The organism is Streptomyces sp. NPDC127595, assembly GCF_042671685.1.
Taxonomy (GTDB): Bacteria; Actinomycetota; Actinomycetes; order Streptomycetales; family Streptomycetaceae; genus Streptomyces.
On sequence record NZ_JBHXWK010000005.1, the window covers coordinates 331,392 to 347,606 of the forward strand.

The 16,215-nt window shown below is 69.0% G+C and carries 12 protein-coding genes; 8 read left to right on the plus strand and 4 right to left on the minus strand.

Annotation, left to right across the window (positions count from 1 at the left end):
* Positions 1-95: 95 nt before the first annotated feature.
* The 3 genes from ACFVKT_RS18460 (at position 96) to ACFVKT_RS18470 (ending at position 3,732) form a co-directional block, all read left to right on the plus strand.
* Entirely contained in the window at positions 96-1,052 is a 957-nt protein-coding gene (locus ACFVKT_RS18460; RefSeq protein WP_385732651.1) for a PrsW family intramembrane metalloprotease, read from the plus strand.
* Between the two features lie 97 nt (positions 1,053-1,149).
* On the plus strand, positions 1,150-1,389 hold the full coding sequence (locus tag ACFVKT_RS18465; protein ID WP_385732654.1) for a heavy-metal-associated domain-containing protein: 240 nt from the start codon (positions 1,150-1,152) through the stop codon (positions 1,387-1,389).
* Positions 1,390-1,485: 96 nt separating this feature from the next.
* Positions 1,486-3,732: a heavy metal translocating P-type ATPase gene (locus tag ACFVKT_RS18470; RefSeq protein WP_385732656.1), complete on the plus strand. Its 2,247-nt coding sequence runs from the start codon at positions 1,486-1,488 to the stop codon at positions 3,730-3,732.
* A gap of 712 nt (positions 3,733-4,444) precedes the next feature.
* On the opposite strand, the gene ACFVKT_RS18475 is transcribed toward ACFVKT_RS18470, so the two are convergent.
* Together ACFVKT_RS18475 and ACFVKT_RS18480 are read right to left on the minus strand one after the other, a co-directional pair.
* A complete protein-coding gene (locus tag ACFVKT_RS18475) occupies positions 4,445-5,734 on the minus strand; it encodes a citrate synthase (RefSeq protein WP_385732658.1) in 1,290 nt (429 codons plus the stop codon).
* 250 nt (positions 5,735-5,984) lie between these two features.
* Positions 5,985-8,207 carry an ATP-dependent RecD-like DNA helicase gene (locus ACFVKT_RS18480; protein WP_385732660.1) on the minus strand — a complete coding sequence of 741 codons (2,223 nt, stop codon included), beginning with the start codon at positions 8,205-8,207 and terminating at the stop codon, positions 5,985-5,987.
* Positions 8,208-8,375: 168 nt separating this feature from the next.
* Here ACFVKT_RS18480 and ACFVKT_RS18485 point away from each other — a divergent pair, with 168 nt between their 5' ends.
* The 5 genes from ACFVKT_RS18485 (at position 8,376) to rbsD (ending at position 14,347) form a co-directional block, all read left to right on the plus strand.
* Positions 8,376-9,416, plus strand: coding sequence for a LacI family DNA-binding transcriptional regulator (locus ACFVKT_RS18485; RefSeq protein WP_385732662.1), 1,041 nt, complete (start codon positions 8,376-8,378; stop codon positions 9,414-9,416).
* A gap of 56 nt (positions 9,417-9,472) precedes the next feature.
* Positions 9,473-10,966: a sugar ABC transporter ATP-binding protein gene (locus tag ACFVKT_RS18490; protein ID WP_385733172.1), complete on the plus strand. Its 1,494-nt coding sequence runs from the start codon at positions 9,473-9,475 to the stop codon at positions 10,964-10,966.
* Positions 10,956-12,902, plus strand: a complete 1,947-nt coding sequence (locus tag ACFVKT_RS18495; RefSeq protein WP_385732664.1) for a substrate-binding domain-containing protein — start codon at positions 10,956-10,958, stop codon at positions 12,900-12,902. The genes ACFVKT_RS18490 and ACFVKT_RS18495 overlap by 11 nt, the downstream gene beginning before the upstream one ends.
* Before the next feature lie 63 nt (positions 12,903-12,965).
* Positions 12,966-13,961: a ribokinase gene (locus ACFVKT_RS18500; protein ID WP_385732666.1), complete on the plus strand. Its 996-nt coding sequence runs from the start codon at positions 12,966-12,968 to the stop codon at positions 13,959-13,961.
* Complete coding sequence (rbsD, locus tag ACFVKT_RS18505) at positions 13,958-14,347, plus strand: D-ribose pyranase (protein WP_385732668.1); 390 nt, start codon at positions 13,958-13,960, stop codon at positions 14,345-14,347. Before ACFVKT_RS18500 ends, rbsD begins: the two co-directional genes overlap by 4 nt.
* A 192-nt stretch (positions 14,348-14,539) precedes the next feature.
* Here rbsD and ACFVKT_RS18510 read toward each other — a convergent pair whose 3' ends face one another.
* Together ACFVKT_RS18510 and ACFVKT_RS18515 are read right to left on the minus strand one after the other, a co-directional pair.
* Positions 14,540-14,899 (minus strand): DUF4369 domain-containing protein, encoded by a 360-nt coding sequence (locus tag ACFVKT_RS18510; protein WP_385732671.1) that lies wholly within the window; start codon positions 14,897-14,899, stop codon positions 14,540-14,542.
* A gap of 507 nt (positions 14,900-15,406) precedes the next feature.
* Complete coding sequence (locus ACFVKT_RS18515; RefSeq protein ID WP_385733174.1) at positions 15,407-16,204, minus strand: sugar phosphate isomerase/epimerase family protein; 798 nt, start codon at positions 16,202-16,204, stop codon at positions 15,407-15,409.
* Positions 16,205-16,215: the final 11 nt, after the last annotated feature.

Consider the following 16,215-nt stretch of genomic DNA (forward strand, 5'->3'; position numbering starts at 1 on the left):
TTGTGGTGGGGGGCCCCGCCCGGGCCCGAGGGGGCGGGGGCGGTCGCCGACCACGGGGCGGCACCCCGCGCCTGCCCAAGCCCGAGGGATGAGCCGTGACCCAGAATCAGCCGCCCGGTGCACATCAGGCCCGCATTCCCGGGCCCCAGCAGCCCCCGCCCCCGTCGTCGTATCTCCCGATCCGTGCCGGACTCTGGAAGCGCTGTCTGTGGGGCGGGCTCGCGCTCTGGGTGCTGACCGCGATCGTCACGTACGCGACCAGGAACACCACCCTGCTGCCGACTCTGATCCTGCTCGGCAGCTTTCTGGTTCCTGTCACCTTCGTGCTCTGGGCGTACGAGCGGCACGGCCGTGATCTGGGGGTGAATCTGATCCTCGGGTGTTTCCTGACCGGCGGCACCCTCGGCGTGCTGGGCGCGTCGGTCATGGAGTACTACCTGCTGCACCCCTCCTTGTGGATGTACGTCGGCGTCGGGCTGATCGAGGAGGCGGTGAAGCTCGCGGCGCTGATGTTCATGCTGCGCCGGCACCCCCGGATCCACGGGCTGCGGTCCGGGCTCGTGCTCGGCGCGACCGTCGGGTTCGGTTTCGCGGCCCTGGAGAGCGCGGGGTACGCGTTCAACGCCGCCGTCTCGCTCAAGGGCGTCGACCTGCGCGCACTCCTGGAGACCGAGATCCTGCGCGGGGTGCTCGCCCCCTTCGGGCACGGCCTGTGGACGGCGATCGCGGGCGCGGTGCTGCTCGCCTACCGCCACCCGAACGGGCGCTTCCAGTTCAACCGGCCGGTGCTCGGCACCTACCTCGGCGTCTCGCTGCTGCACGCCCTGTGGGACTCGACGCACGGAATCGCGCTCTGGCTGGTGGCGCGGCTGACCGACACCGGCCTCGACAAGGCGCTGTTCGCGGAGGGTTACATCCCGGGGCCCACCGACGTGCAGAAGCATCTGTTCACGCTGTTCTCGATCGGCGCCATGGTGATCGTCTCGCTCGCCGGCATCGGCTGGGTGCGCTCGCTGGCCCGCCGGGACCCCACTTGGAGAAGTACCCCCTAGGGGTATAGCCTGCGTAGCAGGAGGAAACCCTGGAGCCACAGGACTCCTCCCCCGTCTACGTACGCACGCCCGACCTGCCTCAATGAGGAGTAACGCCATGACCGCGCAGACCGACACCCAGGGTTCCGTCACGACCGTCTACCAGGTGAGCGGAATGAGCTGCGGGCACTGTGAGGGTTCCGTTTCCGGAGAGCTCTCCGGGATCGCCGGCGTCAGCTCGGTCAAGGCCGTGGCCTCCACCGGCGAGGTCACCGTGGTCTCCGCCGCCGCCCTGGACGAGGACGTGGTGCGCGCCGCGGTCGACGAGGCGGGCTTCGAGCTCGTCGGCAAGGCCTGAGCGGACCTCCGCGTTTCACCTAGCTCTCCGCACCGGGCCGTACCGACCAGCTGATACTGGCTCCGTACGGCCCGGTTCTTTCCTTGGAGCCGGACCATGACCACCGCAGCACCCGAGACACCCATAACGGAGACCCCCGCGACCTCGGAGGTCGAGCTCGCCATCGGGGGCATGACCTGCGCCTCCTGCGCGGCCCGTGTCGAGAAGAAGCTCAACCGCATGGACGGCGTCACCGCCACCGTCAACTACGCGACGGAGAAGGCGAAGGTCTCGTACCCGGAGGGGGTGCGGGTCGCCGATCTGATCGCCACCGTGGTGAAGACCGGGTACACGGCCGAGGAGCCCGCGCCGCCGGAGCCCGCGGCGGACGCCGTCGGCGAGCGCGACCCCGAACTGGCCTCCCTGCGCGAGCGGCTCGTCGTCTCCGTCCTCCTCGCCGTCCCCGTCGTCCTTCTGTCGATGATCCCGGCGCTCCAGTTCGACAACTGGCAGTGGCTGGCGCTGACGCTCGCCGCGCCGGTCGTCGTGTGGGGCGGACTCCCGTTCCACCGGGCCGCGTTCACCAATGCGCGGCACGGCGCGGCCACCATGGACACCCTCATCTCGATCGGCACACTGGCCGCGTTCGGCTGGTCCCTGTGGGCGCTGTTCTTCGGGGACGCGGGCATGGAGGGCATGGAGGAGAGCTTCTCGTTCACCGTCTCGCGTACGGAGGGGACCTCGGCGATCTATCTCGAAGTCGCCGCCGGTGTCGTCGCGTTCATCCTGCTCGGCCGCTATCTGGAGGCCCGCTCCAAGCGCCAGGCGGGGGCTGCGCTGCGGGCGTTGATGGAACTGGGCGCGAAGGACGTGTCCGTGCTGCGGGACGGCCGTGAAGTACGTGTCCCGGTGGACCTGTTGGCCGTCGGGGACCGTTTCGTCGTACGGCCCGGCGAGAAGATCGCCACGGACGGCACCGTCGTCGAGGGCGTCTCGGCCGTCGACGCCTCCATGCTGACCGGCGAGTCGGTGCCGGTCGACGTGTCCGCCGGTGACGCGGTGACCGGCGCGACCGTGAACGCCGGGGGCCGGCTGGTCGTCGAGGCGAGCCGGGTCGGCGCGGACACCCAACTCGCGCGGATGGCGCGGCTCGTGGAGGACGCGCAGAACGGCAAGGCCGAGGTGCAGCGGCTCGCCGACCGGATCTCCGGGATCTTCGTTCCGACGGTGCTGCTGATCGCGCTCGGCACCTTCGGTGTCTGGCTGGCGGTCACGGGGGACACGGTCGCCGCATTCACCGCCGCCGTCGCGGTGCTGATCATCGCCTGCCCGTGCGCGCTGGGGCTCGCCACGCCGACCGCCCTGATGGTCGGCACGGGGCGCGGCGCGCAGCTCGGCATCCTCATCAAGGGGCCCGAGGTCCTGGAGTCCACGCGCCGCGTCGACACCGTCGTCCTGGACAAGACCGGGACGGTGACGACGGGACGGATGAAACTTCAAGAGGTCTACGTCGTCGACGGCACCGCCGAGAACGACGTTCTGCGGCTCGCAGGCGCCCTGGAGCACGCCTCCGAGCATCCGATTGCCCAGGCGGTCGCCGCAGGCGCTCAGGAGCGCGTTGGCGCGTTTTCGCCGCCGGAGCACTTCGTGAACGTTCCCGGGCGGGGTGTGCGCGGGCACGTGGAGGGCCACGAGGTCACGGTGGGCCGCTTCGAGGACGTCCTCCCCGCCGAGTTGGCCCGCGCCAAGTCCGCGGCCGAGGCGGAAGGACGTACGGCCGTCGTGGTCACCCGGGACGGTGCGGCGATCGGCGTGCTGACCGTCGCCGACGCGGTCAAGGAGACCAGCTCCGAGGCCGTCCGCGCACTGCGCGCCCTCGGGCTCACGCCGATGCTGCTGACCGGCGACAACCGGGCGGTCGCCGAGTCCGTGGCGCGTGCCGTCGGGATCGACGCAGGGGACGTGATCGCCGAGGTGCTGCCCGAGGACAAGGTCGACGTCGTCAGGCGGCTCCAGGGCGAGGGGCGCAGCGTCGCGATGGTGGGCGACGGGGTGAACGACGCGGCGGCCCTTGCCACCGCCGACCTGGGTCTGGCGATGGGCACCGGCACGGACGCGGCGATCGAGGCGAGCGATCTGACGCTCGTACGCGGGGATCTGCGGGTGGCGGCGGACGCGATCCGGCTGTCGCGGCGGACCCTCGGCATCATCAGGGGAAATCTCGTCTGGGCGTTCGGATACAACGTGGCGGCGCTGCCGCTGGCGGCGATGGGGCTGCTCAACCCCATGATCGCGGGGGCGGCGATGGCCTTCTCGTCGGTGTTCGTGGTGACGAACAGCCTCCGGCTCAAGGCATTCTCATGATGTTCGAGTGAGAGCCCCCCTAGAGTCCGGAGAGAGCCTCACATAAGCTCTTCACAAGGCTCGCGCATCTTCCTTACGCTGGGCCCCGATTCGCATATGGGTCTCTTGCCTATCTTCAGGACATAAGCAAGAGACGCAGGTCACAGTGATGTGAACGTAACCATCGAAGGGGTTCGTGAGTCTAAGTTGGCGATGTCAGAAGCGTCTTGGGGGGCGTGACTGACATCTGGGGATGTCTTGGGGGACGTTCCTGGAACTGCGTTGCCGGGGCACGTACACCGGGGAGCTTGAGCGGCCCTCCCGGAGGTACGCGTCCCGGCCAACCGCACCGACGTGACCGAAGTTTTGCTCGTTTTGCTCGCAACCAGCGCGCAATTAGTTCGTAGCAAGATCACAGCACGTAGCAAGATCACAGCGATTCAGGCGCTGTCCACAGACGCCCGGCCGGATCCCGTGGGGGGAATCCGCACCGGGACAAGGAAAGCGCCCTGACTGCCGGCCCGTGGGGGGACCGGTAGCAGGGCGCTTTCCGTATTTTTTGTGGCTCGGTTCGCCTCCGGGGCGCAGAAGCCTGTGTCGAGAGACCGATCGTGCTCGACCCTCCTTCGTCGGGCCTCCGCGCGTTCGGTCTCTCGACGCAGGCGCGCCCCTTCGGCTCACTCGCCGTAGGGCACTGTGAGTGACCTGGGACTGGCGAGCGACCTGGGCGTGGCTAGCGGCTCTCGACCGGGACGAAGTCGCGCAGGACCTCGCCCGTGTAGATCTGGCGGGGGCGGCCGATGCGGGAGCCGGGCTCCTTGATCATCTCGTGCCACTGGGCGATCCAGCCCGGCAGGCGGCCGAGGGCGAAGAGGACCGTGAACATCTCGGTCGGGAAGCCCATGGCGCGGTAGATCAGGCCGGTGTAGAAGTCCACGTTCGGGTAGAGGTTGCGCGAGACGAAGTAGTCGTCGGAGAGCGCGTGCTCCTCCAGCTTGAGGGCGATGTCCAGCAGCTCGTCGGACTTGCCGAGGGCCGAGAGGACATCGTGCGCGGCGGCCTTGATGATCTTCGCGCGCGGGTCGAAGGACTTGTACACCCGGTGGCCGAAGCCCATCAGGCGGACGCCGTCCTCCTTGTTCTTCACCTTGCGGATGAAGGCGTCGACATCGCCGCCGTTGGCCTGGATGCCTTCCAGCATCTCCAGGACCGACGCGTTGGCGCCGCCGTGCAGCGGGCCCCAGAGGGCGGAGATGCCGGCCGAGATCGAGGCGAACATGTTCGCCTGCGAGGAGCCGACCAGCCGGACCGTGGAGGTCGAACAGTTCTGCTCGTGGTCCGCGTGCAGGATGAGCAGCTTCTCCAGCGCGGAGACGACGACCGGGTCGAGCTCGTACTCCTGCGCCGGGACCGAGAACGTCATGCGGAGGAAGTTCTCGACGTACCCGAGGTCGTTGCGCGGGTAGACGAAGGGGTGGCCGATCGACTTCTTGTAGGCGTACGCCGCGATCGTCGGAAGCTTGGCGAGAAGGCGGATCGTCGAGAGGTGCCGCTGCTTCTCGTCGAAGGGGTTGTGGCTGTCCTGGTAGAACGTCGACAGGGCGCTGACCACCGACGACAGCATCGCCATCGGGTGGGCGTCGCGCGGGAAGCCCTGGAAGAAACGCTTGACGTCCTCGTGCAGCAGGGTGTGCTGCGTGATCTCGTTCCTGAAGGTGGAGAGCTCGTCCACGTTCGGCAGTTCGCCGTTGATCAGCAGCGAGGCCACCTCGAGGAAGGTCGAACGCTCGGCCAACTGCTCGATCGGGTAACCGCGGTACCGGAGGATGCCCTCCTCACCGTCGAGGTAGGTGATCGCGGATTTATATGCGGCGGTGTTCCCGTATCCGCTGTCCAGCGTCACCAGACCGGTCTGTGCGCGCAGCTTCCCGATGTCGAAGCCCTTGTCGCCGACGGTGCTGTCGATCACCGGGTAGGTGTACTCGCCATCGCCGTAACGCACTACTACAGAGTTGTCGCTCACGTCATCCCTCACCGACGTTGTCCCTCTTCTTCGAGGTGCCCTGACTGTCTCTACCATCCCCCATTTGGCCCTGGAGAGTGCACTCGGGGTCGACCATTGGGCCTATTGGCGGCACTGAGTGCCGCCAACCTACTCATCCTGCCCCCCTTCGCCCTGGATCCGGAAGTGCTGTGTGACCTTTGCGACTCGTTTGATCGATCATTTTTCCCGAGGGGGCGTACGGGCGGCTCACGGCAGGCTCCCCGGGGTGTCAGGCCTGCGCCAGACGGAAGTCCAGCGCCGTGCACCGCCGTCCGGCGGACACCGTGCGGACCGCCTGGCCTATCGCCTTGCGGGAGCCGACGAGGACGACCAGCTTCTTCGCGCGGGTGACTGCCGTGTAGAGGAGATTGCGCTGGAGCATCATCCACGCACCCGTGGTCACCGGGATCACCACCGCCGGGTACTCACTGCCCTGCGAGCGGTGGATGGTCACCGCGTACGCGTGGGCCAGCTCGTCGAGTTCGTCGAAGTCGTACGGAACCTCCTCGTCCTCGTCCGTCAGCACCGTCAGACGCTGCTCCTCCACGTCGAGGGAGGTGACGACGCCGACCGTGCCGTTGAAGACGCCGTTCTCACCCTTCTCGTAATTGTTGCGAATCTGGGTGACCTTGTCGCCGACGCGGAAGACCCGGCCGCCGAAGCGCTTTTCGGGGAGGTCGGGGCGGGCGGGTGTGATGGCCTGCTGGAGAAGGCCGTTCAGGGCGCCCGCTCCCGCCGGGCCCCGGTGCATCGGCGCGAGCACCTGCACATCGCGGCGCGGGTCGAGTCCGAACTTGGCCGGAATCCGCCGGGCCGCCACGTCCACCGTGAGCCGTCCGGCCTCCTCGGTGTCGTCCTCAACGAAGAGGAAGAAGTCGTTCATGTTCTCCGTGTGCGGGTGCCGGCCGGAGTTGATGCGGTGCGCGTTCGTCACCACGCCCGACTTCTGGGCCTGCCGGAAGACCTGGGTGAGGCGGACCGCCGGGACCGGGCCGCCGTCGGCGAGCAGATCGCGCAGCACCTCGCCGGCGCCGACGCTGGGGAGCTGGTCCACGTCTCCTACGAAGAGGAGGTGTGCGCCCGGAGGCACGGCCTTGACCAGCTTGTTGGCGAGGAGGAGGTCGAGCATCGAGGCCTCGTCCACGACCACCAGGTCGGCGTCCAGCGGCCGGTCCCTGTCGTACGCCGCGTCACCGCCCGGCTTCAGCTCAAGGAGCCGGTGCACGGTGGAGGCGTCGGCCCCGGTCAGCTCGGCGAGACGCTTGGCGGCGCGGCCCGTGGGGGCGGCCAGGACGACCTTCGCCCGCTTGGCGCGCGCCAGTTCCACGATCGAGCGGACCGTGAACGACTTGCCGCAGCCGGGACCGCCGGTGAGCACGGCGACCTTCTTGGTGAGCGCGAGCCGGACCGCCTCCTCCTGCTCGGGCGCCAACTCCGTGCCCGTACGCCCCTTCAGCCAGGTCAGTGCCTTGTCCCAGGCCACGTCGCGAAAGCCGGGCATCCGGTCCTGGTCGGTGCGCAGGAGGCGCAACAACTGGGCGGACAGGGAGAGTTCGGCGCGGTGGAAGGGGACCAGATAGATGGCCGTCACCGGCTCTCCGCCGTCCGGACCCGGCACCTTCTCCCGTACGACACCGGGGTCCTCGCCCTCCTCGGCCGGTGCCGCCAGCTCCGCGAGGCACTCGATGACAAGGCCCGTGTCCACCTGGAGCAGCTTCACCGCGTCCGCGATCAGCCGCTCCTCGGGGAGGTAGCAGTGGCCCTGGTCGGTGGACTGCGAAAGGGCGTACTGAAGACCGGCCTTGACGCGCTCCGGGCTGTCGTGCGGAATGCCGACCGACTGGGCGATCTTGTCGGCGGTGAGGAAACCGATGCCCCAGACGTCCGAGGCGAGCCGGTAGGGCTGGTTCTTGACCACGGAGATCGACGCGTCGCCGTACTTCTTGTAGATGCGGACCGCGATGGACGTGGACACCTCTACGGTCTGGAGGAAGAGCATGACCTCCTTGATCGCCTTCTGCTCCTCCCAGGCGTCGGCGATCTTCTTGGTGCGCTTGGGGCCGAGCCCGGGGACCTCGATGAGCCGCTTCGGCTCCTCCTCGATGATCCGCAGGGTGTCCAGGCCGAAGTGCTGGGTGATGCGGTCGGCGAAGACCGGGCCGATGCCCTTGACCAGGCCCGAGCCCAGATAACGGCGGATGCCCTGGATGGTGGCTGGGAGAACTGTTGTGTAGTTCTCCACCGTGAACTGCTTGCCGAACTGGGGATGGGAGCCCCAGCGGCCTTCCATGCGGAGCGACTCCCCCGCCTGCGCACCGAGCAGCGAGCCCACGACGGTGAGCAGGTCCCCGCCGCCGCGGCCGGTGTCGACCCGGGCGACCGTGTATCCGTTCTCCTCGTTGGCGTACGTGATCCGTTCGAGCACGCCCTCCAGGACAGCCAGCTGAGACATGATCCGACGCTACCGCGCAGGTCTGACAGCCCGGACCGCGTGTGGACGACTCCGGCGCCCCCTTCGCTTCCGCCCGCTTCATCACGATCCGGTCTCAGGGTCTTGTCATCGCCCGTGTAATCGTTTCCAATCCTCGTGTAATCGATTCCACAAGGAGGTGGAGCGGCGATGGCGAGCATCAAGGACGTTGCCGCCGAGGCCGGCGTATCCGTCGCCACGGTCTCGCGGGTCCTGAACGACCATCCATCGGTGAGCGTGGACGCACGCGTGCGCGTGCTGACCGCCGTGGAGGTTCTGGGCTACCGCCCGAACGCCGTCGCCCGCTCCCTGCGCACCGACCAGACCCGCACCCTCGGCCTGGTCATCAGCGACGTGATGAACCCTTACTTCACCGAGCTGGCCCGCTCCGTCGAGGAGGAGGCCCGCGCCCTCGGCTACAGCGTGATCATCGGAAACGCCGACGAGCGTCCCGACCTCCAGGATCACCACGTACGGACCCTGCTGGACCGCCGTATCGACGGCCTCCTGGTTTCCCCCACCGACGGCGGCTCCCCCGGGATGCTGGACGTCGCGCGCGCGGGGACCCCGATGGTCTTCGTGGACCGCTGGATCCCGGGCCTCGACGTGCCCGTCGTACGGGCGGACGGGCGGACGGCGGTTCGCGATCTCGTCGCCCATCTGCACGGGCTCGGGCACCGCAGGCTCGCCATCATCGCGGGCCCGGCGGCGACCACGACCGGCAGCGAGCGGGTCGAGGCCTTCCGGGAGGCCCTGGCCGAGTACGGGCTGCCCCTCCCCGACACCTACATCGGACATGGTGATTTCCAGGCCGAGAGCGGGCGCCGGGCCACCGAGCGGTTCCTCGAACTCCCCGAGCCGCCCGAGGTCGTCTTCGCCGCCGACAACCTGATGGCGCTCGGCGCGCTGGACGCGGTCCGCGCGCGCGGGATGCGGATTCCGGACGACATCGCGCTCGCCGCGTTCGACGACATCCCGTGGTTCGTGCACACCGATCCGCCGATCACCGCGATCGCCCAGCCGACGGGCGAGCTGGGCCGGGCCGCCGTACGCGCGCTGATCGACCGCATCGAGGGGCGGTCCCCGCAGTCGGTCACCCTCCCCGCCCGTCTCGTCGTACGCCGCTCGTGCGGCGAGGCCCCTGGCACAGAACCTGTCACAGAACCTGTCACAGAGAGGAGCAACCCGTGAGCCGCGACGACGAGTTGCTGCGCCGCGATTCCGGCGAACTGCTGCGTATCGAGGGCATGCGCAAGACCTTCCCCGGCGTCGTCGCGCTCGACAGCGTGGACTTCGATCTGCGCCGCGGTGAGGTGCATGTGCTGCTCGGCGAGAACGGCGCGGGCAAGAGCACCCTCATCAAGATGCTCTCCGGCGCCTACCACCCGGACGCCGGGCGGGTCCTCGTCGACGGCGAGGAGGTCCGTATCCAGGGGGCGCAGGACTCCGAGCGTCTCGGGATCGCGACCATCTACCAGGAGTTCAATCTCGTCCCCGATCTGACGGTCGCCGAGAACATCTTCCTGGGGAGGCAGCCGCGCCGCTTCGGGATGATCGACCGGAAGACGATGGAGGCCGAGGCCGCCCTGCTGCTTGAGCGGGTCGGCGTCATCGTGTCCCCGCGCGCGCGGGTGCGTGAACTCGGCATCGCACGCCTCCAGATGGTCGAGATCGCGAAGGCGCTGAGCCTGAACGCGCGCGTGCTCATCATGGACGAGCCGACCGCCGTGCTCACCTCCGAGGAGGTCGAGAAGCTCTTCGCGATCGTGCGCCTGCTCCGCGAGGACGGCGTCGGGATCGTGTTCATCACCCATCACCTGGAGGAGATCGCCGCCATCGGCGACCGGGTCACGGTCATCCGGGACGGCAGGAGCGTCGGCCAGGTGCCCGCTTCCACGCCCCAGGACGAACTCGTACGGCTGATGGTGGGCCGTTCCATCGAGCAGCAGTACCCGCGCGAACGGGCCGACGCCGGGGCCGCGTTGCTCACCGTCGAGGGGCTCACCCGCGACGGTGTCTTCCACGACATCAGCTTCGAGGTGCGGGCCGGTGAGGTCGTCGGGATCGCGGGGCTCGTGGGGGCCGGACGTACGGAGGTCGTCCGGGCCGTCTTCGGGGCCGATCCGTACGACAAGGGGGCTGTGACGGTCTCCGGTGCCGCGGTCCCCAGGCACGACGTCAGCGCGGCGATGACCGCGGGCATCGGGCTGGTGCCCGAGGACCGCAAGGGCCAAGGCCTGGTGCTCGACCAGTCGGTGGAGGAGAACCTCGGGCTCGTCACCATGCGGGCCGCCACCAGGGGCGGGCTCGTGGACCTCAAGGGGCAGCGCGAGGCCGCCGCGCGGATCGCCGGGCAGCTGGGCGTGCGGATGGCCGGACTCGGCCAGCACGTGCGGACGTTGTCCGGCGGCAACCAGCAGAAGGTCGTCATCGGCAAGTGGCTTCTCGCCGACACCAGGGTGCTGATCCTCGACGAGCCGACGCGCGGTATCGACGTCGGCGCCAAGGTCGAGATCTACCAGCTGATCAACGCGTTGACGGCCGCCGGAGCCGCGGTGCTCATGATCTCCAGCGATCTGCCCGAGGTCCTCGGCATGAGCGACCGGGTGCTGGTGATGGCGCAGGGCCGGATCGCGGGCGAGCTGTCCGCCGACGAGGCGACGCAGGACTCCGTGATGGCACTCGCCGTCAGCACACCAAGCCAAGCAACTACCGCTGTGGAGGGCCACCGTGGCCACTGACACACATGTGAGCACGACGGGCGCGAGTGGCGCCCCGGGAATCCGCCGGCTCCTGCTCGACAACGGCGCGCTCACCGCGCTCATCGTCCTGGTCATCGCCATGTCGGCGCTGTCCGGCGACTTCCTGACCACCGACAACCTGCTCAACGTCGGCGTACAGGCGGCCGTGACCGCCATCCTCGCCTTCGGCGTGACCTTCGTGATCGTCTCGGCGGGCATCGACCTGTCGGTCGGCTCGGTGGCGGCCCTGTCGGCCACGGTCCTTGCCTGGAGCGCCACTTCACACGGTGTACCGGTCGTCCTGGCCGTCCTCCTCGCCGTCGCCACCGGCATCGCGGCCGGCCTGGTCAACGGCTTCCTGATCGCCTACGGCAAGCTGCCGCCGTTCATCGCGACGCTGGCCATGCTGTCGGTGGCCCGCGGCCTGTCCCTGGTGATCTCGCAGGGCTCTCCGATCGCCTTCCCGGACTCGGTCTCGCACCTCGGCGACACCCTGGGCGGCTGGCTGCCGGTGCCGGTCCTCGTCATGATCGTGATGGGGCTCGTCGCGGCCTTCGTGCTCGGCCGGACGTACATCGGCCGGTCCATGTACGCGATCGGCGGCAACGAGGAGGCCGCGCGCCTGTCGGGGCTGCGCGTGTCCCGGCAGAAGCTCGCCATCTACGCCCTGTCCGGTCTCTTCGCGGCCGCCGCGGGCATCGTCCTCGCCTCCCGGCTCTCCTCCGCGCAGCCGCAGGCAGCCGACGGCTACGAACTCGACGCGATCGCCGCGGTCGTCATCGGCGGCGCCTCCCTCGCGGGCGGCACCGGCAAGGCGTCCGGCACCCTGATCGGCGCGCTGATCCTCGCGGTGCTGCGCAACGGCCTCAACCTCCTTTCGGTATCGGCCTTCTGGCAGCAGGTCGTCATCGGTGTCGTCATCGCGCTCGCGGTGCTGCTCGACACCGTGCGCCGCAAGGCGGGTGCCACGCCGGTGTCCGGCGGTGCGGGCGGCGGCAAGGGCAAGCAGGCGACGACGTACGCGCTCGCGGCCGTCGTCACCATCGCGATCGTGGGCGCGACCTCCTTCCTGCACAACGACTCCTCCACGAGCGCGAAGCCCAAGGTCGGCCTGTCGCTCTCCACGCTCAACAACCCGTTCTTCGTGCAGATCCGGGCGGGCGCGCAGGCCGAGGCGAAGAAGCTGGGCCTGGACCTGACGGTCACGGACGCCCAGAACGACGCCTCCCAGCAGGCCAACCAGCTGCAGAACTTCACCAGTTCGAACTACGGCGCGATCATCGTCAACCCGGTGGACTCGGACGCGGCGGCCAACTCCGTGAAGGCCGCGGACAAGGCGAAGATCCCCGTGATCGCCGTCGACCGGGGCGTCAACAAGGCGACCGTGGACACGCTGGTCGCCTCCGACAACATCGCCGGTGGTGAACTCGCCGCCAAGACGATCGCCGAGAAGCTCGGGGGCACCGGCAAGATCGTGATCCTCCAGGGCCAGGCGGGCACTTCGGCGGCGCGCGAGCGTGCCGAGGGCTTCGCCAACGGCCTCAAGGCCTACCCGGGCATCCAGGTCCTCGCCCAGCAGCCGGCCGACTTCGACCGCACCAAGGGTCTCGACGTGATGTCGAACCTGCTCCAGGCGCACCCCGACGTCCAGGGCGTCATCGCCGCCAACGACGAGATGGCGCTCGGCGCGATCAAGGCGCTGGGTTCCAAGGCCGGCACGTCGGTCTCGGTCGTCGGATTCGACGGCACGCCCGACGGTCTGACGGCCGTCAAGCAGGGCAGCCTGTACGCGTCCGTGGCGCAGCAGCCGAGCCAGCTCGGGAAGATCGCCGTGGACAACGCGCTGCAAGCCGCCCAGGGCAAGAAGGTGGAGACGACGGTGAAGGTGCCGGTGAAGGTGGTCACGAAGGAGAACGTGGCCGGGTTCACCGGCTGACAGCGGTCAAGTCACCATCGTCCGGCTGACAGCGGTCAAGTCACCATTGTGGGGAGACACTTCATGTACGACTACGACCTGCTGGTCGTGGGTTCGGCCAACGCCGACCTGGTGATCGGTGTCGAGCGACGGCCCGGGGCCGGGGAGACGGTGCTCGGCTCCGACCTGACCGTCCACCCCGGCGGCAAGGGCGCGAACCAGGCGGTCGCCGCGGCCCGGCTCGGTGCCAGTACGGCCTTGTTGGCCCGTGTCGGAAACGACGCGCACGGTCGGCTGCTGCTGGACTCCCAGCGGGCCGCCGGTGTCGACACCGTGGGCGTCCTGGTCGGCGGAGCACCGACCGGGGTCGCGCTGATCACGGTGGATCCGTCCGGGGACAACAGCATCGTGGTCTCGCCCGGCGCGAACGGACGGCTGACGCCCGGGGACGTCCGCGCGGCCGGGAGCCTCTTCCAGGCCTCCCGGGTGGTCTCGGCGCAGCTGGAGATCCCGTTGGAGACGGTCGTGGAGGTCGTACGGAATCTCGCCGACGACAGCCGCTTCGTACTGAATCCCTCGCCGCCCCGGCCGCTGCCCCGCGAGGTACTGGCGGCCTGCGACCCGCTGATCGTGAACGAGCACGAGGCACGGGTGCTGATCGGCGCGGACACGGGTCCGGAGCCGGAGGACTGGGCGCGGAGCCTGCTCGCGCTCGGCCCGAGCTCCGTGGTCATCACGCTGGGCGAGCAGGGCGCGCTGGTCGCCCAGCGGGCCGGGGCCCGGGTCCGGGTGCCGTCCGTGCGGGTCGAGGCCGTGGACACGACCGGGGCGGGCGACGCGTTCGCCGCGGCGCTGGCCTGGCGGCTGGGGCGTGGCGAGACGCTGGCCGAGGCCGCCGCGTACGCCGCCAGGGTCGGGGCCGTCGCGGTCACGCGCGCCGGGGCGCAGGACTCCTTCCCGACCGCCGAGGAGGTCGCCGCCCTGTGCTGTGCCTGCCCGGGGGACAACCCCCGGACCCCCGGCCGGACGAGCAGGCCGGAAGAGTCGCCCGGAGATCCCTCGCAAGGTGAGCTGCGGTGAAGAAGGCCGGAATTCTGAACCGTCATCTCGCGGGCGCACTGGCCGAGTTGGGTCACGGGGACGGGGTTCTGGTGTGCGACGCGGGGATGCCGATACCGGCGGGGCCGCGGGTCGTGGACCTGGCCTTCCGGGCCGGGGTGCCGTCCTTCGCCGAGGTGCTCGACGGCCTCCTTGACGAGCTGGTGGTGGAGGGCGCAACCGCCGCACGTGAGGTCAGGAAGGCCAACCCGGAGGCCACGGCGTTGCTGGAGGCGCGCTTCCCCGGGCTGTGGACGGTCTCGCACGAGGAGCTGAAGGCGTTGTCGGCGGGTGCGCGGCTGGTCGTACGGACCGGGGAGGCCCGGCCGTACGCGAATGTGCTGCTCCGGTGCGGGGTTTTCTTCTGAGACTGAGATCTGAGATCTGAGAAATGTTTCGAGGGGGGCCCGGTCCGTCGACCGGGCCCCCCTCGGTTTCCCCTCCACATCAGAACCCCCGCGATCCCCCCAGATCCCCCTCCAGAAGTCCTGATGCCAAGTACGACACGCAAGGTGGGGGAAGGGTTGCACTGAGTTCTGAAGATTTTTCCGGCTGCGGTGTCAGCGGACGCTGACGGTCACCGCCTTGGAGACCGTCTTGCCGTCGACGACGCGCAGGGTCTCCGTGCCCTTCGTCTTGAGCTTGTCGGAGATCTTGTAGGTGCCCTTCTTGACGGTGGTGGTCTCCAGGGTGACCCACTTGCCGTTGACCTTCTCCTGGAGCGTCACCTTGCTGCCGTCCTTCAGACCGGTGACACGGCCGCTGATGGTGATCGACTGGCCCGCCTTCGCCTTGGTGGTGCTCGTCGAGACAGTGATGGTGGGAGCCTTCGCGGTCGGTACGGCGGCGTTGGCGGCCGTGGCGCCTCCGGCGACGAGTGCGGCGGTGGCGAGGGAAACAGCGGCGATTCGAATGTTCACAGCGAACTCCTTGGTCAATTGCCTTTTCTCCGGAAGCTCGCCGCAAACCCTGCGGCGAGCTTGACCATACAGACACGGCCCAAGCAATTGCGGTTCCCTTCATTCGCAAGAAAGACCAGGTCAACAGCTAAATCACAGGAAACGTGTCAGATGCATCAACCCTGATCTGCACGTATTTGAAAGGCCTGTGGAATTGACCCGCGATAAATATCTGGCCACCGTCGGCGCCGGGGCCCACCCTTCCCTGAAAGATCGAACTGCTCAATCCGATGCCCTTCATCGAGCGCGGGAACCCGCACCGGGCCTTGGAGCTGGTCCACAGGGCGATCGCGTCCACCGACATCAGCAGCGAGCACACCGCCGGCTTCTAGATCTCGGCCTGGATCCGGGGCTGCCTGTGGACCCAGAGACAACGACAGCCACAGGATCACCCCGCATGCTGGAGCCTGGTGTTCCATCCCCACGGGGGAGGGATGGAACACCAGGGTGTACCCGGGCCTCCGGCCGTCACCCCGCGTGTTCCACGAACCGCGCCGCCGTCTCCGCCAGCACCTCACGCCCGTCCCGCGCCCACAACCCGTCGTTGAACAGCTCGACTTCGACGGGACCGGTGTAGCCCGCCGCCTCGACGTACGAGCGCCACTCCCGCATGTCGATCGAGCCGTCGCCGATCTGCCCACGGCCGTTGAGGACACCCTCGGGCAACGGGGTGATCCAGTCGGCGAGTTGGAAGGTGTGGATACGGCCGGTGGCGCCCGCGCGGGCGATCTGGGCGGGAGCGGTGTCGTCCCACCAGATGTGGTACGTGTCCACCGTGACGCCGACCTGGTCGGCGGGGAAGCGTTCCGCGAGGTCCAGGGCCTGGGCCAGGGTCGACACCACACAACGGTCCGAGGCGAACATGGGGTGCAGCGGCTCGATGGCAAGCCGTACACCCCGCTCCGCGGCGTACGGGCCCAACTCCCCCAGCGCGTCCGCAATCCGCTCCCGCGCGCCACGCAAGTCCTTGCTGCCGGCCGGCAGCCCACCAGAGACGAGAACCAAGGTGTCCGTACCGAGCGCGACGGCCTCGTCGATCGCCGAACGGTTGTCCGCCAGCGCGGCGGCCCGCTCGGCCGGGTCGATCGCCGTGAGGAAGCCGCCGCGGCACAGCGTGGTCACCACCAGACCCGCGTCACGGACCAGCTTGGCGGTCGCGTCGAGCCCGTACGCCTGAACCGGTTCGCGCCACAGACCAACCCCCCGAACACCCAACTCCACACAGGCACGGACCAGTTCGGGCATGGAGAGCTGCTTCACGGTCATCTGGTTGATGG

What these genes read in the sequence shown, in the direction of transcription:
- ACFVKT_RS18490 (WP_385733172.1), top strand. Translation starts at nt 9,473, where the DNA reads ATGCGCAAGACCTTCCCCGGCGTCGTCGCGCTCGACAGCGTGGACTTC.
- ACFVKT_RS18485 (WP_385732662.1), top strand. Translation starts at nt 8,376, where the DNA reads ATGGCGAGCATCAAGGACGTTGCCGCCGAGGCCGGCGTATCCGTCGCC.
- ACFVKT_RS18500 (WP_385732666.1), top strand. Translation starts at nt 12,966, where the DNA reads ATGTACGACTACGACCTGCTGGTCGTGGGTTCGGCCAACGCCGACCTG.
- ACFVKT_RS18470 (WP_385732656.1), top strand. Translation starts at nt 1,486, where the DNA reads ATGACCACCGCAGCACCCGAGACACCCATAACGGAGACCCCCGCGACC.
- ACFVKT_RS18480 (WP_385732660.1), bottom strand. Translation starts at nt 8,207, where the DNA reads ATGTCTCAGCTGGCTGTCCTGGAGGGCGTGCTCGAACGGATCACGTAC.
- ACFVKT_RS18465 (WP_385732654.1), top strand. Translation starts at nt 1,150, where the DNA reads ATGACCGCGCAGACCGACACCCAGGGTTCCGTCACGACCGTCTACCAG.
- ACFVKT_RS18515 (WP_385733174.1), bottom strand. Translation starts at nt 16,204, where the DNA reads ATGACCGTGAAGCAGCTCTCCATGCCCGAACTGGTCCGTGCCTGTGTG.